This is a genomic window from Shewanella amazonensis SB2B (genome assembly GCF_000015245.1).
Lineage (GTDB): Bacteria > Pseudomonadota > Gammaproteobacteria > Enterobacterales > Shewanellaceae > Shewanella > Shewanella amazonensis.
The window spans coordinates 154,759-178,690 of sequence record NC_008700.1 but is presented as its reverse complement, the minus strand read 5'-3'; the positions used below and the strand labels follow the sequence as shown (position 1 = coordinate 178,690).

At 55.0% G+C, this 23,932-nt stretch carries 13 protein-coding genes, 1 pseudogene and 1 riboswitch; of the genes and pseudogenes, 5 read left to right on the top strand and 9 right to left on the bottom strand.

Annotation, left to right across the window (positions count from 1 at the left end; all coding sequences use genetic code 11):
* Positions 1 to 39 precede the first annotated feature (39 nt).
* The 8 genes and pseudogenes from SAMA_RS19830 to SAMA_RS00730 all read right to left on the bottom strand — a co-directional run bounded on the left by SAMA_RS19830 (position 40) and on the right by SAMA_RS00730 (position 12,891).
* The gene (locus tag SAMA_RS19830) at positions 40 to 4,956 is read right to left on the bottom strand and encodes a S8 family serine peptidase (RefSeq protein ID WP_011758274.1); all 4,917 of its coding nucleotides are present in this window, start codon (positions 4,954 to 4,956) and stop codon (positions 40 to 42) included.
* Positions 4,957 to 5,279: 323 nt separating this feature from the next.
* The gene (locus SAMA_RS00765) at positions 5,280 to 6,071 is read right to left on the bottom strand and encodes a class I SAM-dependent methyltransferase (protein WP_011758273.1); all 792 of its coding nucleotides are present in this window, start codon (positions 6,069 to 6,071) and stop codon (positions 5,280 to 5,282) included.
* Positions 6,072 to 6,368: 297 nt separating this feature from the next.
* Positions 6,369 to 7,247, bottom strand: coding sequence for a substrate-binding periplasmic protein (locus SAMA_RS00760; protein WP_011758272.1), 879 nt, complete (start codon positions 7,245 to 7,247; stop codon positions 6,369 to 6,371).
* 457 nt (positions 7,248 to 7,704) lie between these two features.
* Positions 7,705 to 8,505 (bottom strand): phosphatase PAP2 family protein, encoded by an 801-nt coding sequence (locus SAMA_RS00750; protein ID WP_011758271.1) that lies wholly within the window; start codon positions 8,503 to 8,505, stop codon positions 7,705 to 7,707.
* Between the two features lie 54 nt (positions 8,506 to 8,559).
* Positions 8,560 to 9,774, bottom strand: coding sequence for a sensor histidine kinase (locus SAMA_RS00745; RefSeq protein WP_011758270.1), 1,215 nt, complete (start codon positions 9,772 to 9,774; stop codon positions 8,560 to 8,562).
* Positions 9,771 to 10,430, bottom strand: coding sequence for a response regulator transcription factor (locus SAMA_RS00740; RefSeq protein ID WP_011758269.1), 660 nt, complete (start codon positions 10,428 to 10,430; stop codon positions 9,771 to 9,773). Before SAMA_RS00740 ends, SAMA_RS00745 begins: the two co-directional genes overlap by 4 nt.
* Positions 10,427 to 10,738 (bottom strand): annotated as a pseudogene (locus tag SAMA_RS00735) (GIY-YIG nuclease family protein); the annotation flags it as partial. The gene SAMA_RS00740 and the pseudogene SAMA_RS00735, both read right to left, overlap by 4 nt.
* Before the next feature lie 5 nt (positions 10,739 to 10,743).
* The gene (locus SAMA_RS00730; RefSeq protein WP_041409587.1) at positions 10,744 to 12,891 is read right to left on the bottom strand and encodes a S9 family peptidase; all 2,148 of its coding nucleotides are present in this window, start codon (positions 12,889 to 12,891) and stop codon (positions 10,744 to 10,746) included.
* A 151-nt stretch (positions 12,892 to 13,042) separates the two neighbouring features.
* Positions 13,043 to 13,253, top strand: a riboswitch (FMN riboswitch).
* Between the two features lie 166 nt (positions 13,254 to 13,419).
* Between SAMA_RS00730 and ribB the strand changes: the two genes are divergently transcribed.
* Both ribB and SAMA_RS00720 read left to right on the top strand, forming a co-directional pair.
* Positions 13,420 to 14,088, top strand: coding sequence for a 3,4-dihydroxy-2-butanone-4-phosphate synthase (gene ribB / locus SAMA_RS00725; protein WP_011758266.1), 669 nt, complete (start codon positions 13,420 to 13,422; stop codon positions 14,086 to 14,088).
* Positions 14,089 to 14,414: 326 nt separating this feature from the next.
* Positions 14,415 to 17,624, top strand: coding sequence for an EAL domain-containing protein (locus tag SAMA_RS00720; protein ID WP_011758265.1), 3,210 nt, complete (start codon positions 14,415 to 14,417; stop codon positions 17,622 to 17,624).
* A 41-nt stretch (positions 17,625 to 17,665) separates the two neighbouring features.
* On the opposite strand, the gene ftnA is transcribed toward SAMA_RS00720, so the two are convergent.
* Complete coding sequence (gene ftnA, locus SAMA_RS00715; protein ID WP_011758264.1) at positions 17,666 to 18,193, bottom strand: non-heme ferritin; 528 nt, start codon at positions 18,191 to 18,193, stop codon at positions 17,666 to 17,668.
* Between the two features lie 212 nt (positions 18,194 to 18,405).
* Between ftnA and SAMA_RS00710 the strand changes: the two genes are divergently transcribed.
* The 3 genes from SAMA_RS00710 (at position 18,406) to moeA (ending at position 23,931) form a co-directional block, all read left to right on the top strand.
* Positions 18,406 to 21,486 (top strand): efflux RND transporter permease subunit, encoded by a 3,081-nt coding sequence (locus tag SAMA_RS00710; RefSeq protein WP_011758263.1) that lies wholly within the window; start codon positions 18,406 to 18,408, stop codon positions 21,484 to 21,486.
* The gene (locus SAMA_RS00705; RefSeq protein ID WP_011758262.1) at positions 21,483 to 22,553 is read left to right on the top strand and encodes an efflux RND transporter periplasmic adaptor subunit; all 1,071 of its coding nucleotides are present in this window, start codon (positions 21,483 to 21,485) and stop codon (positions 22,551 to 22,553) included. Before SAMA_RS00710 ends, SAMA_RS00705 begins: the two co-directional genes overlap by 4 nt.
* Before the next feature lie 136 nt (positions 22,554 to 22,689).
* Entirely contained in the window at positions 22,690 to 23,931 is a 1,242-nt protein-coding gene (moeA, locus tag SAMA_RS00700) for a molybdopterin molybdotransferase MoeA (protein ID WP_011758261.1), read from the top strand.
* The last annotated feature ends 1 nt before the right edge of the window (position 23,932 follow it).

The window sequence follows — 23,932 nt, the reverse complement described above, 5'->3', positions numbered from 1 at the left end:
GTAAAATTAAGCCCGGCGTTGCCGGGCTTAATGGCCAGGTTAAGCAGCTACCCGCCGTCTTTGCTGACGCAGAGCGCCAAAGAGTGCCAAGAACAACATGGACCAACCCAGGGCACCACCCGATGAAGTCTCTGTTTTTTCTTCAACTTCGGGCTTGGGTGGGAACTTACAGCTGCCGTCATCCTGATTGGCATTCGGGTCGAAGTTGGTTGCACCACTGTCGGTACAGCCTTTTTCAACACCGTCTGACATCACGCTGAGCAGGAAGCTGCTGCTTACTGAATCAGCCATGTTGGCAGTATCACGCACCATGACCGTCACTTCTGTTTCACCGTGAAAATCTGCATCCGGCGTCAGGGTCACAGTAGCGCCAGAACCGTGGCCACTCAGCTCATAGCTGAAGTGGTCACCCACCAGGCTGATTTCGTTGCTCACCTTATTGCTGTCGGCATAGGTCACGTCGAAGCTGATGCTGCTGTTTTCATCCACCTGCATGTTCGGCAGCTGTGCCATCTGCAGGTTACCGCTTACCGCCACCTCAACTGACAGGCTTTCGGTATCTGCCCCTTCCATGCCATTTTCCAGCACCACTTTTTGCACGGAGTTGGCCGCCCGCTCGCTGACATAGGCCTGGAAATTCACTTCAAACTTCGATTGCTCAGGCCCCTGATAGTCCAGACAGAGCACCAGCTTGTCGCTCAGCTTTTCATCGAGATCGTTAAATGCGAAGCCTGCGCCGTGGGAGATGTCGACGGGAATATCACCATCCACCAGCATACGCCCGACAAAGCTCTTGAAGCCGATACTGCCATCACCGCTGGTGAGATTCAGATTGTCGTAGGCAATCAGCATCTCGTACTCACCGGGTTCATGGTCAATCAGCATGCGCATGAAGATTTCAAAATCGGCCAGCTGCTCAGGCGCTGAGGAGCGGGTGATATTGTCAAACTCCAGTACCAACCACTCACGGCTGTATGTGTACGTTGGCGTAACACCGGCATTGAGCTCGTACTGACCATAACCGCCGTCATATCGGGCAACCTGGTTATCACCAATCCACAGAGGCGCAATCATGTCTTCCGGTGCTGGCAAGCCAGTGAAGCCGTCAGGCATTTTCATGTGGGCATAGGGCAGGTTTCGCGCACCAAAATAAATCACACCGGCAGGGCTTATCTTGATACTGTCGTACGACTTGTTGCCAAAGAAGGGGAAGGTCACCTTCTGGTCGGTCGCCATCAGATCAGACAACAGATATTCCTTGCTATTTCGGTAGTTACCTTCGAGTCCCTCGAGTGTTCTCCATCCCAGCTGACGCAGGTCCAGATAACCGGGCTCAGGTGAATTGGCCGCAGTCAGACTACAGAGTGGATCGTCCTGATTGGAGGTGATCTTGTAGTTACGCTGCACATCACGGGTGCTTTCCTGTACACCGGCCAGATGGAGGCTGTTGTCTTCTACCATCGGCGTGCCCGGTGTCGCGTGTGACGCCTTCACCGATTCGGGAACAATTTGCAGACCAGCAGGGAAATTGGCATTGAAGACAAAGTCCTTGGCTGCTGCATCATTGTTGGCTATGACAGAAAGTGTAAAATCCACCAGGTCTCCAGGCTTGGCATGGGTATGGCTGGCGGTCAGGCTGACATCTTCATCGCGCTGGATAAGCGTGACAGGCACATACCCCAGGTTTCCGGGATTATTGCCGTCACTGCCCAGATCAAAGCCGCCAAAATACACATCGCCAACCTGCAATTCTGGGATGCGGTAGCTCAAATTCAGCGGGTAGCTGCGATAGCCCGGAATGCTGCTTTCGCCGGATACGGTCAGGTTACCGTTATCCAGGGCAGGCACCACGGCTTCGGCAACGGTAATTTCGCGTCCCAAATCTTCCTTGCCATAACCCACAGTGGCCAGACTCATGTAAACAGTCCAATAAGTACCGGCATTGGGTTGCTGGATGCTGCAGTAGTTTGCCTCTGTATAGGAGGTGGACATACACAGCATTTCTTCGGGATCCGGCAAGCCGTTCTGGTTGCTGTCTTCACCCATAAACACCAGCACTCTCGAGTGGTCATCACCCACCACACGGCTGAACAAGGCCTGCGAATTGTCGGGCACATTGGTCAGTGTCATGTGGTTATTGAGTTTACCCTCGGCATCCAAATCAAAGGGATCGCCTCCCGTGGTGTCGGTAAACATGTGCGCACTGTGCTGAGCGGCTTTGACCAGACCATAACTGCGGGTCGTGAGATCATTTACCTCAGCCGTATCGAAAGGTCCCACTTCCATTTGGCCTGATGTACGGTGGGCATCCACCATCACATGGCTCGGAATACCTTTGGCCCCTACCCAGGTCCATACTGGCAATTCCAACACTGGGGCATCCGGGTTGGAGGAGGTCACCAACACCTGGCCCTGATTGCCTGACAAAGACACCAAGTCCACGGCACTTGTGGTCTGCTTGTTTACCACAGACACCACGATGGACTGAGTCTCACCGGCCTTGAGGGAGAAGCTCTCTGGTTGCACCTTGATGTCGAAACCATCCAAAAAGGCTTCGGTGCTCAGCGTCCAATGACCATCTCGCTCGGCGGTAAAGGTACGCATAAAGCTGCAGCTGTCACCGCAATCCGTATCGACCATGTAGGCGGTGTTAAGCTTTTTCACATCGCCGCCATTGCCTGGGTTGGCCATCGCCAGGGCTTCCATGTCCTCATGCAGTGTCAAATCGACCTTGTCGGCCATGTTTACGTTCATGCGGCCGGCACCCATATCCTGGTAACCGGATAACTCCTGATAGCTGGTGTAAGGATTAATGATTGAACCGTTTTCCAGCTGATTGGTGGCGGTCATCATCAGCGCAGACTGCACCTGCATAGGCGACCAGTCTGGATGTGACTGACGCAACAGGGTCGCAGCACCCGCTACATGGGGACTGGCCATCGAGGTACCGCTCATGGTAGTCCAAAGGCCTGATCTTGGGTTTTTGGTAAAGGGTTGATCGTCAGAGGACGGGGCAAAGATGTCTACACCCGGCGCTGCGATGTCCACCACCATGGTATCGATGCCAAAGTAAGAAGGACCGCGTGATGAGAAGCCCGCCATGGTTTCTTTTTCGACAGGGGTCAATGCCATTTCTGTACCCGTGATGGTGCCGAAATGTCCGGAGCCCGTGCTCAGCCAGGTGTTGAGTTTCTGACCATTGGCAAAGCTGATGTGGATCCCCGGGATAGCATGGGGTACATCGGGAGTGACGGAGTTATCCAGAAAGGGCGATTGATTCTGGATGATAATGCCTTCGGCACCACCTGCCGCCACGTTCAGTGACTTGGCGTACAATGGCAGCGAGCTGCGCTTACACAGCACTATCACCTTCTCCTGACTTTCATCCACATCCGCAGTATCGGGATTGTCTGCCAAATCGAAGGTGCCCGCGGGATAAGGCTTGTCGCAGTTGGCCCAGTTAAACGCATAGGTTTCGTTGGGGTTGGGATAATCCTGCGCCCGCACGATAAGACCACTGACTTCTTCAAAGGTCACCGAACGACCGCTCATGGCCTCAGGTGCGGCAGTTGCACCGCCGCGCATATCCTGCAGATATTTATCCTGATATTCGGTCACTGCAGCTGGCGTATGGGCGCCCACATTGGTCAGCCAGGGTGAGGAGTGGTCGGCAGTATAGAGCCTGTCACCATTGTTACCCGCGGCAGTCACCACAAAGATGCCTGATTTAGCGGCGTGCAGGAAGGCCTGCTCCATAGGGTCGAGCCAGGGGTCTTCTTCAATGCCACCCAAAGACAGGTTAATCACATCAACGTTATCGATGACCGATTGCTCCACCGCCTTGAGGATCGCCACCTCAGGACAACCTGCATAAGGGTCGCCTGAACTGCCGGGCAGACACACCTGATAGGAGATGATATTGGCGTGTGGTGCCATGCCGGAGACCTGTGGGAAAACAAAGTTGGTGTGGATCCCCTCAGACTGAGGCTTGCCTTCTGCAATCACAAAAGGCTGGTTCTTAATGATGTTACCGGCAGCGGTCCCAGCCACATGTGAGCCATGGCTGTGATAATCCTCACCTACAGGTGGGCGGGATTCCGCAAAAACAGGATCACTGTAGGCATCTGTCACTTCGGGGAAGGAGTACACACCAATCAACTTGTCGTTACAGAGGCCCTCGAAGGTTGCACAGTCACCGAGGTACTTGTCTCCCAGGGGATTAATGTGGCGATAGCCATCACCACCAACGGCGGCAAAGGATGGGTGGTCGGTGTTAATGCCGGTGTCGATAATCCCCACTATCATGCCTTCACCCATGTTGGACGCAAGGCCATTGCTGGCATTGGTCCAGACCTGATCGGCGCCGGTTTGGCTGGCGGTGTTATGGGTAAACAGCTGACGGGTTTTGGCGCGGGAAATGTGTTTAATGCCAGGTACTTTTGCCAAGCGTAAAGCATCATCCTGAGTCATTCTGGTGCTGAAACCGTTCAGTGTCATGGCAAAGGTTTGTTCGACCTGAATATTCAGCCCTTGCTGTGTCAAGGCATTGGACAGCAGCTGCTCGCGTTTTTGCACCAGGTAACGGGTGTACTGACCCAAAGCCCCTTCGTTGATCGAGAGGGGTTTGCTACCCATCAGCTGGCGCTGCACCTGAGTGTTGGTGGCCGCAAACTGTTGCAGCGAACCGTCGTACACGGCGGCAGGCATGTCTTCAAGCTGGACGATATAGGTTTGAATACCAGAGATGTCCTGCTCGGGGGTAAAGATTCTGTGTTGCTTTTTAACTTGCTGATTCGCAATGCCCGCGTATTCGGGTGTAGAAATCGGCTGGGGTGCGTAATCGGCCGGTGGTGCATTCCACTGCGGGGCATCAGTACCATTGCCACCACTGGCCGCACCGGCACCGGCGTACAGCGCACTGGCAACCATCAGAGAGACGTGAGTTAGTTTGCTCATTGTTCCTTTCCATTGGATTATTTTTGTAATGGATACGAGGTTTCAAGGTGAGCTTCATCGAGTCACAGACCCACAGCAGGACGAAAAACACCCAGTTGTGATTGTCTTGTTTTATGGATGTTATGACTGTCCCAGTTTGTCCCGAATTGTCGCAAACCGTATCAGGCCTCTGTCTGGCGGTGTGGCTTCGAGCCGGGTGGAACAGGAGAAAACCATGGCGAAGGAGTGCTTATTGCTGGGAAAGGATGGGCTGAATCAAACGAAGCCCGGCGCCGTACTGAAATACAATCTCGGGCAATGGGCAGTAACCAGCCCCGAACGGCTCAGGGCTTACGGGCCTTGATGGAAAACACCAGTGGAATGGGTTTGCCATCGATACGCTGGCGAAAACGGCCGGGCTCCTCTTCTTCGAGGTTTTCGAAGCAGTTATAGGGGCTGAAGTCATATTCCCGCAGCGACTCTATCACCAATCCAGCGTTAATCAGTGCCGATACCACCTGCCCCAGATCGTGCGACCAACTGACCATGGTGTTTTCGGCGTCACGGCTGTTTTCTGTGTAACTGCCCTCTTGCTCCACATCAGCCTTGCCGGTATAGAAGTAATCATAACCATCGAGCAGCGCCTTGATGGGATGAAACTCCGCGAGATAAAAATAGCCCCCGGGCTTGAGGCAGGAAGCAATGGTATTGGCCCAGACAGTTAAATCCGGCAGCCAGCAAAGCACGCCGTAGGAGGCATAGACCAGGTCGAAATCGCCCTCAACGAGATTGCGGGCATCCAGCACATTGCCACACACAAACTGCACGGGTACACCCAATTTCGCCTCGATATCGAGCGTATCTGCAATTTGGGTTGCGGCGGCAATGGCCTTGGGAGACAGGTCCAGACCAGTGACCGAAGCGGCGCCTTCACGGGCCCATGACAGGGTATCCTGACCGAAGTGACACTGCAGGTGGAGCAAACTTTTACCTCGCACATCCAGCTCGGCAAGTTCAATTTCGCGCAAGCTGGTGTTACCCGCCATAAAACCGGGCATATCGTAAAAGTCGGACTCGAGATGCAGCTCGGTACGGTTATCCCAAGCGTGCTGATTGATAGTGAGGAAGTCGTCCATGATAAGTAATCAAAGCTGGTAAGCGATATGTGCTGTCAACCATAAGCCCCTTGGCTGCTCAACACCAGCTTTGATTTGCACTGCGTCCTATCAGCACTCTGGGGCCAACACTCTGCCTGCGAGATACACTTTGCCCTCGCCGTCTGCTACCACGTAAACATTGCAAACAGGGGATCACTGCGTCGCGCAGGTTCAGACCCTATAACAGGAAGGCCCCCGTTAATGAGTGTATTTTGAGTCCAAGCACGCTATCAAATAAAGGGGGGAAATCACCGTCGGGAGTAACGTGCGCGCACCTTAGGGGCGAGTCAGTGGCAGCCAGAGTTCCGAACGCTGCAAAGGCGTCGAGGCCGGCAACAGGGAATTGGTTAATCTGAACCTGAGACTGTTGTCAAAGCGTTCCAAAGGGAACAGCCCGGCAGTGGTGGGGTGATTGAACAGAAATTGACGCAACTCACCACTCACAGCCATGGCCTCCAGCGTGGTACTCAGACGTTGGTACAAAGCGTTGTTATTCTTGCCCACAAAAAAGTACATGGGAAAGGGATAGGTAATCAGCACACCTTCATAGGCAACCAGGTCCTGCTGGCCGTCGGCCGCCAATTCTGCACCGACCTCATTAAGCCCGCGGGGAAAATAGTCACAGCGTCCCTGCTTAAGCATAGTGTACATAAGTTCGAATTTGGCTATCCGGGCGACCCTGAAACCATTCACCTCCAATATGTCCGAATCCGGCCACTGAGCCCCCTGACATGCCATTAGTCTTCGCCAATCAGCCAAGGTTTTATAGCCTCGAAACTCTTCTAACCTGTCGCGGCGGATCACCGGCACTCTGATCCCCAGCAAGCCTGCAAACAAGGGCACCTCTACGGCCTTGAATTTTTCTTGCCGTTGTTTAGTGGTGCCGGCCCAAAAGACATGTAACATGCCGCTGTTTAGCGCAGCAAAGGCCCGGAATTGGGAAAAATCTCCATTCACTTCTTCGACCCTGGCCTCGCCCCACTGCTCACGACTGTTATCCAGCACCAGTTGCAGCAAATCCACATAGAATTCATGGCTGGCATTGCGTGCCGAACGCTGTGACTCCACCCATACAATCTGGCTGGTCGTTTCAGGTGCCGACCAGGCTTGGGTCATGCTCAAACAAAACAATAAGGGCAGCCAATAGTGCTTCATTCCATCGTCCTGAAATCGCTACATTCTCCGGCAAGCTTCCGGGTTCACTCTGAGCATAGTGATGGGCCATGAAGGGCGCCAATAAAAACGCTTCACAGAAAGACGGGAAATGGGGGAGTTTCAAGTAAAAAGCTCAGGGCCAGCGTGTTTGAAATGCGGCACCTCAGCACTCTTCAAGGGAGTGGTAAACAAGCCCTCGCTCGGCTCAGTGGCCCACGTGCAGTCCAGCCCGGTCACAGGAAATATCCCCAAAAGCACTAAGTCTGGGGTTACCCGCTACCAAGCCAGGCAGACGGAAAAAGCCGGGGGGCGAATGCAGGTCATTGCGCTTGTTCCAAACATGCTGATTTACGATGAAAAAGTCGCTCACGAAAGCCATTAAACATCATTACCGGTGAATACAAAAAGCCACCAACACTGATTGTAAGGCACTCTATCAGCGCTTAACCGGAGACGCTCAACCGGCGAGGGAAACCTTGCTCTCGCTGGCGGACTGTTGGGCACGCATTTGCCGATAGAGTCGTGCAAGCCCAGCCAGGGGCAATAGCAACAGCAGGTTCAGCTGGATGCCCACCAGCGGCAGGTTCGGGAATGGTACGCGGGCTTGCAGAGCCGAGACCAATACAATGCCGTAAAAAATGCTCATTATCAGCAGTATATGCTTTGAACTCAGCTGGCACTCGGGAACCCAATGGGCCGCAAGTCGGGCAGAACCCCATCCAAGCCAGGCGCCCATCACCACATCCAGTGGCCAATGCGCGCCATTGGTGATGCGGCTTAGGCCTACCATCAGGGCTAACAATAAAATCAGTGTCTTGATATCAGTGCGACGGCAGAGAGTCCAGGCCATGCCCGCAATGACAAACACTGTGCCCGTGTGGGCCGATGGGAAACTGTGGTTGAGGCGCATCGCGCCGACAATGCGGATATGCTCCAGTACTGCGGCAGGGCGCATCACATCAAAGCCTTGCTTCAGGGCATTGATCAACAAGGCCGCAACCGCGATAGCGGTAAGAGATTTCCAGAAAATGGATGGGCGAAAACATAGGATAGTCAACCAGATACAGGCCGCAGCAATGCCATTCCCCCAATCTGTGACAAGGGCCAACGGGGTGTCGGGCACAAGCCTTCCCGCCTGATTAATAAAGAGAAACAACTGCTGGCTGGCCGAAGGCACCTGACTGAAAAAAATGGCCAACGAACCCAAGGCCAAAAAAACGGCCTGCGCCCCGGAAATATCAGTGTTACCCAGCTTCATCAGCTGCCCCAATGTTGTTTTATTGTAATCTTTTGGGGAGCATCATATCGCCACTTATGTCAATGAAGTGTCCTCATTCATCATACTTTGGTTGAACACAACCTGGGCTACCACACCCTCGGGTGCCACAACCATGGAAAAGTGCCAGCCATAACGCTTGCAAATATCTTCCACCAGAATGAGACCGATACCGTGGCTCTCACCATGCTCTATGGCCTCCCCGCCGAGGTTGGAGATTTGAATACCACTGGCATCGGTGCGTAAATACACACGGGCGCCCACACTGTGGATAAAGGCATTGGCCAGCAGGTTTTCAATCAGGCAACCGAGCAAAAGCGGGTGTGCCGGCAGCTGGCAAGGGCTAACATGCATGGAAAACTCTGCGGCGCTGCTCTTCCTGCGGATAGCCAGCCGCTCAAGTAAAGGGGCCAGCAAGGCCTCATCAAGCAGACAATGACCATCATCCTGTTCGGTTCGGCGCGCAAGCAGCAGAAGGACACCAGTGAGATTTTCCATTTCCCACACAGCACGCATCGCCCGCTGCATGGCTGGCGCCTCTGCGTCTCCCATTTTGCTCAGTGCCAGCTTAAGGACGGTCAAGGGTGTGCGAAACTCATGGCTCACGTAATGGGTAAACTTCTTTTCTCTGGCCAACGCTTCCTTCACCCGGGCGTGGCTTTGATTGAGGGCATTCACCAGGGCCACATATTCCCGGGTGTCATCTTTCAGCGTGATGGGTTCCAGCGCCCGGGCATCGGCGTCCAAGTGACGGGCAAGGGAATCGAAGGGCTTACCGATACGCCTCGCCGTGCTGCGGATATACAGGCTTGAAAACAGCAGTAAGCTGGCGCCGCCACCTATCAGCAAGGTATCCAGCAAAAAGTCCTGCCAGCCTTCCAGCTCAAACAGATCGGGGCGCTGCACCAGATACAAGAGTCTGCCGTCACGGTCAACAACCAAGACGTTGAATTCAAAATCAATATTGGGGTGACGTAGATTGTAGAGTCCGGGTTCCCGGGACGGCAGCTGGGCAGCCAGCTCTGCCGGTAACGATGGCAACACCTGAATTTGAGCCTCATCCGGGGATGACAGAGCTCCATGTTCGTAGGCATCCACCAGCTGGGGAGCCACGGTTTGCAGAAAAGCGCCACTGAGGTGGTTTTCGAGCGCATGAATGCCGAATTCAATCAAGAGCGCGTAACAGCCAAGGAGCACCGCTGCGCCAATCATAAAACTGCGATTGATCTTCTGCTCAATACCGGGATTCACAACAAACGATATCCTTTGCGGGCCTGGGTATGGATGCGTTTCTCGGGAAAGGGTTTGTCGAGTTTTTGCCTGAGCAGGTAAATGTGTTTGCGCAGAATATCGTCATCAGGCGGCCCCTCTGGCCAGAGCACACGTTCCAGCTCTTCGCGGCCAAGTAACTTGCCCGGATGGCGCATCAGGCAGGTGAGCAATGCAAAACACACCGGGGGCAACAGCAGCTCTACACCAGACCTGAAGACCTTGTGGCTGCGCAAATCCAGCTTTATGTCTTTATAGGTTAAGGCTTGGGAAAAGCCCTGACCCGAGCAGCGGCGCACCACGGCGCCGATGCGTAAGCGCAGTTCATCCAAATCGAAGGGCTTAACCAGGTAATCATCAGCGCCGGCGCTGAGCCCGGCAAGCAGGTCTTCACGGGTATCCCGGGCCGTCAGTATGATGATGGGGGTATTGACCCCGGCCTCGCGCAGGCGACTGCACAGCACCAGACCATCCATCCCGGGCAGATTAAGATCCAGCAAAATCAAATCATAATGGTGCGTCTGAGCCAATCGGAATCCCTGCAAGCCATTGATAGCAAAGTCCCAATCGTTATCTGATAACTCTTCAGCCAGAGATGCGGCTATGTCCGTGTTGTCTTCAACCAGCAGAATTTTCACCCAAAAACCTCAACCGCCTTTTTCGGATTAGATAACTTTCCCGGCGCCGGGTTCCCCGGAGCCACTGGGCTGATGAGGGCTTCCTTGGCGGCCTTTGAAAGCTTCTTGACCGCCAGCTCTCGGCGCAGCGCATCGCCACGGCTGCCGACATTCTCCTGATACACCAGAGTAAGCGGGCCACGACCACGCAAATATTTGGCGGCCCTGGCACCGCCGCACTGATGCTCATCGAAACGGCGAGCCACGTTGGTTGTCACGCCGGTGTACAGCTCGCCAGTGGCGCAGCGGATAATATAAAGCTGCCAGATAGGGCTCACTCTATGCCCCACAGGTGCAGGAAAAATGCGTATTCCAACGCCATATCCTCAAACTGGCTATAGCGGCCCGACTTGCCACCATGGCCTGCTTCCATATCCGTCACCAGCAGCAGTTCGTTGTTATCGGTTTTAAGCTCACGCAATTTAGCGACCCACTTGGCCGGCTCAAAGTACTGAACCTGTGAGTCGTGCAGGCCTGTGGTGACCAACAGATGGGGATATGGCTGACGGGTCACGTTGTCATAGGGCGAGTAGCTGAGCATATAGTCAAAGCTCGGCTTCTCGTTGGGGTTGCCCCACTCGTCGTACTCGTTGGTGGTCAGTGGAATCGACTCATCCAGCATAGTGGTGACCACATCCACAAAGGGCACACCGGCATGGATGGCCAGGTACCTGTCGGGCGCCATATTGGCCACGGCGCCCACAAGCAGTCCGCCGGCACTGGCACCACTGGCCACAACCTTGTCTCTGGCACCGTAACCGGCATTGACCAGTGCGTCGGTCACATCAATAAAGTCGGTGAAGGAGTTCTTCTTGTCGAACATGCGACCGGCATCATACCAGGGCCTGCCCAGCATCTCGCCGCCCCGTACGTGGGCGATGGCATACACCACGCCTCTGTCCAGCAGGCTCAGCGCCGACAGGGAAAAGTCCGGATCGACCACGCTGCCATAGGCACCATAGCCATATTGGTAGAGCGGATTGGTGCCATCTTTTTTGAATTTATCTTTGCGATACACCACAGACACGGGCACCAACACGCCATCCCGGGCGGGCAGCATCAAACGTTCGCTCTGATAGGCGCCTGCTTCAAACCCCGGCACCTTAAGCTGCTTAAGCAACTTACGCTCACCGGTGTGAATGTCGTATTCGTAGGTAGCATCTGGGGTGGTCAGGCTGGAATAGCCAAAACGTACTGTGTTCGCGCTCTGGTCTCGGTTGGTGCCAAGCCAGGTCACGTACGCGGCTTCATCGAAATGGATTTCCCGGCTCTGGCTGCCATCCGGATCGTAGACCCGTATGTGGGTAGCACCCGCTTCCCGGGTTTGCAGCACCAGGGCGTCTTTGAGCAGCAGCATATCTTCAATACGCACCTGCTCGTTATAGGGCACAACTTCCTGCCAGCGGGATTTGTCGGCGGTGTCAGTGCCATTGACTTTCATCAGACGGAAATTGGTGGCCTGCCAGTTGGTAAGCACATAGTACTCATCCCCCAGCTTGGTGATGGCATATTCATGACCCTCTTCCCTCGGCAGAAAAGAGGTGAAATTGCCCAGCGGCTGGTTGGCATCCAACAGCTGCACTTCGGTGGTCGTGGTACTTTCATGGAAGAGTAAAATCCGGCTGCCATCAAGGGTCTTGCCAAGGCCGATATAGAAGCTGTCGTCGGCCTCTTCATACACCAGCACATCTTCGCTTTGAGGCGTCCCAAGACGGTGGCGATACACCTGATAGCCAAGCAGCGTCTGAGGGTCTTTGGCGATGTAAAACACATGCTTGCCATCGTTGGCCCACACAGCTTCGCCTTCGGTGTTGTCCAGCACATCGGCCAACAAGTTACCGCTGGCCAAATCCTTGAAATAGATCTTGTAAATCCGGCGGCTCAGCAGGTCTTCCCCGAAGGCCATAAGCTTGCCATCTTCACTGACGCTGACATTGCCAAGGGAATAAAAATCTTGCCCGGCAGCACGTTCATTGGCATCCAGCAACACTTCTTCAGTCCCGTTCAGGGACGCTTTGCGCGCGATGATGGGGTACTCTTTGTCGCCTTCCACCCGGCGGTAATAGTACTTGCCATGCCACAGATAAGGCACTGAGCTGTCGTCCTTCACCATGCGGGCGGTCATTTCGGCAAAGAGTTTTTCTTTTAACCCTTTCCAGGGTGCCATTCGGGCTTCGGCGTAAGCATTTTCGGCATTGAGATGGGCTATCACATCCGCGTCGGCGCGGTCATCGTCCCGCAGCCAATAGTAGTCATCCACCCGGGTGACACCATGGTGAGTCATTTCATAGGGCACCTTGGCCGCGACAGGGGCCACAGGCGCCGCATCTTCCCGGGCAAGGGCTCCTGAATGTTTATCGATATTGTGACTGCATGCGGACACCATTAACCATACTCCTGCCACCAACGCCTGTCGTTTCATACCCAAATCCATCGGTTATTAACATTATGCGGAACATCAAAATTATGCCGACCATAGTGCCTTGGCCCATCACATCAAGGCAAGGACAAGGTTTGCATTCGGCGCATCGGTAGCAGACAATGTGCCCGCCCGGTGCAAACACCGGGTGAAGTTACATTCTCAGGGCGGGGTGAAATTCCCCACCGGCGGTGAAGAGGCATCTCTGGATGCCACAAAGCCCGCGAGCGCCTGCGAGCATGGTTTTGCGCAGGGTCAGCAGATCCGGTGATCCCGTTAACGGGTATTCCGGAGCCGACGGTGTTGTCCTGGTGCAGGAATTCATCCCTGTCAGCCAGGCTCAGTCCGGATGGGAGAGAATGGTCGAGAATATCCGGTGATGACACTGTCTCAGCCCCGGCTGAAACGCGCTGCCTGCTGTCTGACGACTGCGGTCAGTACCGGCTTTCGCACCTTAACACCTTGCCGTGTGGCACAGGTGGATCCTGCTATGCCCTGATCCAATAACCCTATGTGATTTAAGGAACTATTATGGATCAGATTCAAACATCCCCTTCACTGCTGGCGCAGTTTGGCAATCCGCTTACCCGGGTCGATGCGGCCCTCGATGCACTGCGGCGCGGCCATGGCGTACTTGTGGTCGACGATGAAGACCGTGAAAACGAAGGCGACCTGATTTTTGCCGCCGAGTCATTAACCAATGCGCAGATGGCCATGCTTATCCGTGAGTGTTCAGGCATCGTTTGCCTGTGCCTGACCGATGAGCGGGTGCGCCAGCTTGAGTTGCCACCCATGGTGGCGCAAAACAACAGCCAATACGGTACTGCATTTACCGTGAGTATCGAAGCCAAACAAGGCGTCACCACAGGCGTGTCTGCCGCTGACCGGGTCACCACCATCAGGGCAGCCATTGCCGATGGTGCCAAACCCTGTGATCTGGCCCGTCCGGGTCATGTTTATCCGCTGCGGGCACACCCCGCAGGCGTACTTGGACGCCGTGGTCATACCGAAGGCACTGTAGACCTGATGCGTCTGGCGGGGCTGAAGCCCTTTGGTGTGCTGTGCGAGCTGACCAACCCAGATGGCACCATGGCACGCCTGCCTGAAATCATCGCCTTCGGCCAGGCTCACCAGATGCCGGTGCTCAGCATTGAAGATCTGGTGCAATACCGTGAGGCACTGATGAGCCAAAGCGCCTGACGCTCATTGGGCCATCAAGTCCCCGACAGCTTGGGCACTTAATGCAAAAGGCGACCAGGGGTCGCCTTTTGTTTTGAAAGACTAAGGTGGCATACCTATGCCATCACCGAGCACACTATTGGGAACACGTCACCCCCAAGCGGATAAATAACCGAGTTATTGCTCTGAAACACACAGTTTTTTCGTGGCTTTTGTGATGTGGATTAGAAATCCATGAACTAGTGGTCGCCCCTCGGCCAAAGGCTGTGTTAATTGTTTGCGACTCTATACCCCCGGCATGGAAGACGTAGGGGACTATCTCGATTCACCATGGAGTTCTTTTGCAAATGGCCTCGCTGCACGACTACAGCCTCAGACAGAAGCTTATCCTGTTTGCAGTTTTGCCTATTCTGACCCTGGCTATCTTTGGCATCATTCGCGCAATGGGGCTGCATCAAGAATTTCAAACCGCCAGTCGCAATACCCTCGCCATTCAAATCAGCGGTGAAACCGCCGAACTCGTGTACGCGTTGCAGCACGAGCGCAACCTGAGCATGAATTATCTCAGTGATAAACCCACCATCACGGAAATAGACCTCGAGGCGCAGCAAGCCAAAACCGACTTAAGCTATCGACATTTGCTGCAAAGCCACGCACTCGCAAGATTCAGCCAGGACCTGGCCAGTGACGAGGCCAAGACCTTCAACGAGGTTCTGGGCAACATCAAGACCAGTGCCAATCGTCTGCCTCTGGTGCGTCAGGCGGTGCAACAACATCAGTGGGATGAGCCGGGTTTCTTCAATCGTTTCAATGATGAACTCCTGCTGCTTATCAATCAGTTGCAGCACCAAACCAATGATGCCGCCCAGTCGCGGGCTTATTCCGATCTCTTGCTGATTCTGAGAATTCAGGAGCTGGCAGCGCGGGAACGGGGCTTGATGACGCGGCTGCTGAGTGCCGATACCCTGGAGCCATCTACATTTAACCAATTGGAAACGTTGATAAAAGAACAGACCCATGGTGAAGATCTGGCGTTGGATACTTTTGAAGAACACCACAGGGTACTGCTGCAAAAACTGCAATCAGCGCTGCCGAGCCAACAGGTGGAAAACATCCGCGCCCAGGTGGCACAGCAACGTAACATAAGCCAGTTGGCCTGGGAGATGTCCGACAGCCTGGGTTACGGTGGACTAATCCACAGCTATAAAAATTTCCTGCTGCGGGGCGATGAGGTCTACGCCAGCCAATTTAACCAAAAATGGGATGACATGAGCCTGTTGCTGGCCAAACTCAAGGCGCTGCCCAATCTCAGCGCGGAGCAGCGAGGTGCCATCGACGAAATCAAACACACCTTGCTGCAGTACCATATGGGCATTCCCAAAATCCGCCAGCTCAGAGCCGCCGGTTTGCCGGTTCAAACCATTGATGCCCAATTACGGGTGGATGACTCGCGGCTGCGAAGCGCCCTGGATACCCTGAGATCCCCGGCCCCGCCGGTGAATGCCCGTCTTTGGTGGGAACTGGCCAACGAACGCACCGCCATGCTGCAGGACATGGCGCGCAGCGTAGCAGCTCATATTGAAAGCCTGAGCCAATATCAAATGCGGATGTCACTCATCTATATCTGCACTTATGCCGCGTCGGCACTGTTTACCCTGATACTCTCTTTGCTGCTGGGGCGTAAAATTACCGCCAGCTTTATGGGTAAAATCGAAAGCATTGCCTCGGACATGCAAAAAATGGCCGACGATCCCAAGCTGGAGCTGACGATAAAAACCAAGGGCAGTGATGAGATTGCCGCCATGGCTGAGGCCATGAACAAGATGCTCAAGGAGCGTAAAAAGTATCGTCAGGCCCTGGTCAGGGCCGCCGCCGTGTTTGAATATTCCGCCGAAGGCATCATGGTGACCGATGCCGATAACCACATTGAGCTTATCAACCCCGCCTTCAGCCAGATTACCGGCTACAGCATTGAAGAAGTGAAAGGCCGCAACCCCTCCATTCTCAGTTCGCACCGCAATCCACCGCATCTCTACGACGCCATGTGGGAATCGCTGCGCAGCACCGGTAAATGGGAGGGCGAAATCTGGAACCGCCGCAAAGATGGCGAGGTCTACCCCGAATATCTGGCCATTACCTTGGTGCGTGATGATGAGGGGCAGATAGTCCATCACATCGGTCTCTTTATGGACATCAGCCGCCGCAAGCAATACGAGCAGGACATCTGGTACAAGGCCAATTTCGATACCCTCACAGACCTGCCAAACCGCAAACTGCTGTCAGAACGACTCGGCCACGAGCTGAAAATGGCGGAACACGATGGTCGTAAACTGGCGGTGATGGTGCTGGATCTCGACAGATTCAAATATATCAATGATACCCAGGGCCACGACTGCGGTGACCTGCTGCTAAAAGCCGTCGCCAAGCGCCTGCAAACAGTCATGGGCTCCACCGACTTTATTGCCCGCCTCGGTGGCGATGAATTTGTGATAGTACTGCCCCGCCTGGCGCAGGAACATGCAGTAGAGCAATATGCCAAACGGTTGCTGCAATCCATGGGTGACCCCTTCAAAGTCGAGCAGGGTTCGATGTCTGTATCGGCCAGCCTGGGGATAGGCCTGTATCCCCAGGATGGGCTGGATGTGGAAACCCTGCTCAGTAATGCCGAAACCGCCATGTATGGCGCCAAGGACGAAGGGCGTAATCACTTTAAATACTTCACCCAGGAAATGAATCTGGCACTGATTGAACGCCTGGGTATGGAGCGTGACTTGCGCCGGGCCGTGGCCAACGACGAGTTTTGCTTGTTCTACCAACCCGTGGTGGACATGGAAAGCGGCGAGGTCACTTCACTGGAGGCCTTGCTGCGCTGGCAGGATCCCGAGCAGGGCCTGGTCTCACCGGTTCGCTTTATTCCGGTGGCGGAAGACATGGGATTGATGGGTGAACTGGGCCAGTGGGTGATGGACAAAGCACTGGCCGATTTGGCCCGTCTCCACACTCTGGGGTTTGGTTTGAGCATGGCCATCAACGTGTCGGCGTGCCAATGTCACTGCAAACGCCAGAGTCTGGACGAGCAACTCAGAAGTGCGCTGTCCCGTCATGGCATTGCGCCCCGCCATCTGCATGTGGAAATTACCGAGAGCTTGCTGTTGGACAACAGTCATCACTGCCTGGACACCCTGAACAATATTCGTGACCTGGGCTGTGCCATCTATCTGGACGATTTCGGTACCGGTTACTCGTCCCTCAGCTACCTGAAAAAATTCCCGATTTCGGCCATCAAAATCGATAAAAGCTTTGTGGAGCAACTGCCGGGCTGCGAGTCGGATGCCAGCCTGGTGCGCGCCATCGTCAACATGAGTAAGTCATTGGGTATGAAGCTGGTGGCAGAAGGAATCGAATCCAAAGACCAACAGGCCTTTTTGCAGGCGCTGGGCAGTCAGTTCGGTCAGGGCTACCTCTACTCACGTCCTCTGCCCTTTGAGGAATTGCTGCCGTGGCTTGAACGCCACCAGCACAGCCAGCCGGATGGATTTGCCTATCAAAACAGTTAATAAAAGCGGCCAATGGCCGCTTTTTCCGTTTCAGCGCAGCATTACTGCGCTGAGGGTTTCATGATGCTTTCCGCCTCTTGAGTGGCCAACATGGCCAAATCTTTATCGATAAAGAACAGCGCCTTGCCATCTTCACCAACCAGGCGGATTTTATCGACAATGCTCTTGAACAGCTTTTCTTCTTCATGCTGCTCTGCCACATACCACTGCAGGAAGTGGAAGGTGGAATAATCTTGTGTTGAAAAAGCAACATGGGCCAATTCATTGATTTTACGGGTGATGGTTTGCTCATGCTCGTAGGTATACTCGAACAGAGACAACAAAGACGTAAACTCGGCTTTGGGTGCGGCAATGGCACCAATGAGCGGCACGCCTCCGGTTTCGCTGACATAGGTAAACAGGCGGCGCATATGGCCCATTTCTTCGTCTGCATGGGCACGCATAAAGTGGGCGGCCCCTTCAAACCCCTTATCCTCGCACCAGGCACTCATTTGCAGATACAGGTTGGAAGAGAAAAATTCGAGGTTAATCTGCTCGTTGAGCTTTTCAATCATGGTGGCAGCCAGCATTGTTGCGTCCTTTATACGTCTTTTTCATGAATCGGCATTGTCACCAAGGCGATATCAAAGATCAATAAAATTTACCTAAATCAATGACTTTTAAATAGTAACACTTATCATTATTGCCGATAATCGAGTTACATTTGCTTACCAAGCAAACATGTTCTGTTTACATATAGCCACTAAGCTCCTTTGCATAACTATGCCAAGTGCGCCACCACATGAACCTGACCCATTCCAGCACACAAAACCCGGCCGCCACCACAGTGGCGCTGATGCTGATCCTGATGTTTGGCCTGCTTGCCATCGCAAAACTGCCAATACAGCTGCTGCCCAACATAGAGCAGCCCCAGATTTCCGTGTTCAATAACTGGCGTGCTGCGGCGCCCCAGGAAATGGAGTCGAATATCATAGAACCCCAGGAAAACGTGCTCAGGCAGGTACCCGGGGTTCAGGAAATGACATCCAATATCTCCCAGGGTTTTGGAGGCATTACGCTGACCTTCGAGGTGGGCACCAATATGCAGGAGGCGATGATTAATGTCATAAACGCCCTCAACCAAACACCGCCCAGACCGCTGGATGCGGGTGAGCCCTTTATCAATGTGGGCGGCGGAAATGGTGGTACCCCCAACCTGGCCTCTCTGCTGATTTACACCCTGCCGGATAATCCACAAACCGATTTATCCCAATACCAAAAGCTGATTGATGATTTGGTTGAGCCCAGGCTCAGGCAGATAACCGGTATTGGCGCCGTGCAACTGCAGAGTGAATTGCCCAAGGAACTGCACATTGAATTTGACCCCTTTAGGGCGGCCGCTCTGGGCATCACCCTAGATCAACTCAGAAGCACCATTTCCCGCGCAGCAGACATCTCCGGCGGCACCGCCAAGGTAGGGCGACGGGAATACACGGTACGCTTTGCCGGCCAGTATCGCCCCGAGACCCTGGGGCAACTCATCGTGGCCTACAATGCCGGGCGCCCCGTGTACCTGCATGAACTGGCTGACATTCGGGTCACCACCGCCGAGCAGCGGGGCTTCACCAAACGTAATGGCTACCCTGCGTACTACATCACCCTGCAAGGCACCTTCGACGCCAACACGGTCGAGGCACTGGACGGGGTCAACCAGGCCATCAACGATCTCAACCGGGAGGTGCTCAATCCCCGTGGACTGACGCTGGAGTTGTCCTTTGATGCCTCGGTCCATATCAAACGTGCCATCCTGCTGGTCAAAGGTAATCTGGGTATTGGGGTGCTACTTGCACTGCTGATTTTGTATGGCTTTTTGCGGGATATCCGCGCCACCCTGATGATTGGGGTCACCATACCCCTGGCACTGCTGATAGCCTTTATCACCCTCGAAGCCATGGGCAGAACACTGAATATCATCTCACTGGCGGGACTCGCGTTTGCGGTGGGTCTGGTGCTGGATGCCGCCATTATAGTGCAGGAAAACATCGTCAGGCTGCGGCATCAGGGCATGGCGCTGACACAGGCGGTACTCACGGGCACGGCACAGGTGAAAGGTGCGCTGCTGGCCTCCACCGCCACCACAGTGGCCATCTTTTTACCGGTGCTTTTTATGCCCGGCGTTGAGGGGCAGCTCTTTTCAGATCTGGCTCTCACTCTCTCGGTCGCTGTGGTCTCTTCGTTTGTCAGCGCCATCAGCGTTATCCCCATGCTGAACATGCTGTGGCTGAAAACCGACACCCAGCAAAGCGGCAAAGACTATTGGCAGCCGCTGAGCGTCTGGGTCAAGCGCCTGACTCTCACACGCAAGCTCGCCGCATTTTGGTGTGCACTGCTGATTGTCGGCACAAGTGCCCTGAGTTTGCTGCTGATGCCCCGAGTCGATTTTTTGCCCCAGGCCAGTGGCGATGGCATCTTTACCTTTTTCTCCCTCCCCCCCGGTGCCAACATTGATGCCATGGAAACCGAGCTGGGTACGCGCCTTATCAGCCGATTGAAACCCTATTACGACAAAGAAAAACAGCCATATATCAAGGGCTATAACTTCTCGGTTTTCGGCGCATTTAACGTGCTCTTTATCTACCCGGAAGATCCAACCCGTATTGATGAGATGTTGGGGCTGCTGAATAACGAAATCCTCAAAGACCTGCCGGACACCCAGGCGTTCCCCAATCGCAGCACCCTGCTCAATTTTGGCTTTAACGGTGGCCGCGCCATCAATATCGATTTAATAGGGCCGGACATGGAGCAGCTGATGTCGGTGGCATCGGCCGCCATGCCGCTCATCAACAACGCCATGCCCGGCGCTGTGGTGCGCCCCATTCCGGGGCTGAGCCTGGCACAACCGGAACTGCAACTCATCCCCGATGAACACAGACTCGCCCAGGCGGGAGCCGATCGCACCCAAATCGCCAACGCCATCCGCGCCTATACCTCTGGCCTGTGGGTAGGTGAGTATTTCGACGGGAACGAGCGCATGGATGTGCTGCTTAAGGGCCCAGAGTGGCAATATCCGGAGCAGCTGGCGGCCACCCCCGTGTACACCCCGGGGGCAGGCGTGCAGACCATAGGTGAGCTGGCCACCATTCAGCGCACTGTGGGACCAACCCAGTTGCAACGGGTCAATGGGCGCCGGGCTATCTCGCTGCTGGTGATACCGCCCCAGAATCTGTCCATGGATGAAGCCATGGAACAACTCAGCGGCGGTACTCTGGATGAGATCCGCGCCCTGCTGCCCGCCGACGGCTCTCTGGCATTTCGAGGCACCGCCGACCGCTTAAGCCATACCATCATGCAAATGGGTACCAACTTCCTGATGGCGGTGGTGATCCTGTTTTTGTTGATGGCAGCCCTGTTCAAATCTGTAAAAGACAGCCTTTTGGTGATCCTCTCTATGCCCATGGCAATTTGCGGTGGCGTAATGAGCCTGCGATTGCTGAATCTCTTCAGCTTCCAGAGCCTGGATTTGCTCACCATGATTGGCTTTATCATATTGCTGGGACTGGTGGTCAATAACGCCATCCTGCTGGTGGATCAAACCCGTCAGGGCAGCCGCGATGGTCTGTTGCTGGACGATGCTATTTATCAGGCGGTGGCCACCCGCGCCCGACCTGTGTACATGAGCACCCTCACCAGTATTTTTGGTATGTTACCCCTGATGCTGGTGCCCGGCGTGGGCAGTGAAATCTATCGTGGTCTTGCCGCCGTGATTGTGGGCGGCATGACGTTCAGCGCCCTTTTCACCCTCGTTCTCATGCCCAGCCTACTTCGCCTTACAGCCACCCGAGCTCTCAGCACCAAAGCGCTGACACAAGAGGTAACTCAATGACTTATTTTAAATCTCCCCTGCTGGCATTGGCGCTGATTATGGGCGGTCAGGTGCTGGCAGCTGATGAGCGTTCCGTCGGCGTGGCCACAGTGGAACAGCGCCCCCTGTCACCCAAACTCATGGTGGTGGGCACTGTGCACAGCCGCAGCCTGGCACAGCTGACCACGGGTGTAGCCGGTAAACTGGAGTGGGTGCAGGAAGCGGGCACCCGGGTCAGCGCAGGTGAGGTGGTTGCCAGGCTGGATGCGACGCCATTAACCCTGCAACTGGCCGAACAACAGGCGCTGGTCAATCGGGAAGAAATCGCTCTGGCACGCCTTGAGCGAAACCTGACCCGGCTGGAACGCCTGGCGGCCAGCCAAAGCATTTCCCGCACAGAAATCGACGATACCCGCTCCGAGCGGGATCTGGCCAAAAGCAGCCTGGAGCTTGCCAGGGTCAGGCTGGATATCATCCGCGATAATCTGGCTCGCACCCAACTCAAGGCCCCCTTTGGCGGCATTGTTATCTCACGCAGCCATCAGGCCGGTGAAGATGTGGGCCCCGCCGAGCCGGTACTAACCATCACAGACCCCGACCATCTGGAAATAAGACTCCATGCCCCACTGAAACACAGTCGCAGGGTGAATATCGGGGACGAGCTCAAGGTGTATCACAGCAACGGTGAATTCAGCGCCCGCATCCGTACCCTGATACCCGTGTCGGATGTACGCAGCCAAACCTTTGAAGCCCGCCTCGACCTGCCACAGGCCATGGCACGGGAAATCAACATAGGTGAACTGGTGTCCATGGCCCTGCCGATAGCACCGGCCACCTTAACCACCTTGGTGCCAAGAGACGCGTTGGTACTGCGCTCCAGTGGCGCCAGTGTGTTTCGGGTTACCCCCGAGCAGACCGCTGAGCGTATTCCCGTGACCCTGGGCGACGGTGAAGGCCCCTGGATAGCGGTGCGGGGCGAACTTAACGCCGGAGATACCCTGGTCATCCGCGGCGCAGAAACCCTGACCGACGGCATGAAACTCACCGTACAGCAAGCCGCAGCCCAAGCCACTGCCAGCGCCAAATAGCCCATTTTGTGTCACCCCAGACAGGCAAAGGTGAGCCAATTCACAATTTTTGCCTGTCTGGATCATACAGTTACCCCGCTATGCCATGGCATAATGGCGGCCTTACATCCAAGCAAACCAATCCCAGGGAGCCTGAATGCCCAGCCAAGACCCATGCAGCAAACCCGAACTCATGCATCCGGATGAGGCCATCAAGAAACTGCTCGAGCAGGTGAAACCCATTTCAGATACCGAAATGGTTACACTGAACCACGCCCTGGGACGGGTATTGGCCGAAGACTTGAACAGTCAGCTGGACTTGCCCCCATTCGATAATTCCGCCATGGACGGATACGCCTTCCGCTTTGCCGATCTCGAGGCATTCAATGGCGTGCTGACCCTCAAAGGCCAGTCCTTCGCAGGCCATCCCTTTAAGGGCCAACTGGCCGCCGGGGATTGTGTTCGCATTATGACCGGGGCGCCGATTCCCGCCGGTCTGGACACTGTGCAGATGCAGGAGGCAACCCGGGCCGAAGGTGAGCACATCCATATCACGGCCCCCAAGGCCGCCGGTGAGCATGTGCGCCGCCGCGGCGAAGAACTTAAGGCGGGTGATACCGTGCTTTGCACTGGTGTACGCATTCGTGCCGCCGAGCTTGGCGTGCTGGCCACCGTTGGCATCAGCCAGATCAGGGTATTTCGTACCCTCAAGGTCGCCTTTTTCTCAACGGGCGACGAACTCAGGCCCGTCGGCAGTGAGCTGGCACCGGGACAAATCTATGATTCGAACAGATATTCCATTCGTGGGTTGCTGGAAAAGTCCGGCTTTGAGTGGCTGGATCTCGGTGTGATCCCCGATAGCCCCGACGCCATTCGTCAGGCATTTCGCGAGGCGGCAAGCCGCGCCGACGTTGTGCTGACCTCTGGTGGCGTGTCTGTGGGGGAGGCCGACTTCACCAAACAGATTCTGAGCGAAGAAGGGCAAATCACCTTCTGGAAACTCGCCATCAAACCCGGAAAACCCTTCGCCTGTGGTCGCATCGGCCAGGCACTGTTTTGCGGTTTGCCCGGCAACCCAGTGTCCTCCATGGTGACCTTCCAGAAACTGGTGTGGCCTATGCTGCGCAAGATGCAGGGCATGCCCCAGCGTCCTGCGCTGTTAGTGGAGGCCACACTGGCGAGCGCCATTCGCCGCCAACCCGGTCGGGTGGAATATCAGCGTGGCATACTGACACGGGAAGACAAGGGCCTCATGGTGCGCACCACAGGTGGCCAGGGGTCAGGTATGCTGACCTCCATGAGCCTCGCCAACTGCTTTATCCATCTGCCTCAATTTCAGGGCAGCCTGGAAGCGGGCGAGACTATTCTGGTTGAACCCTTCGATAGCATTTTGGACTAAG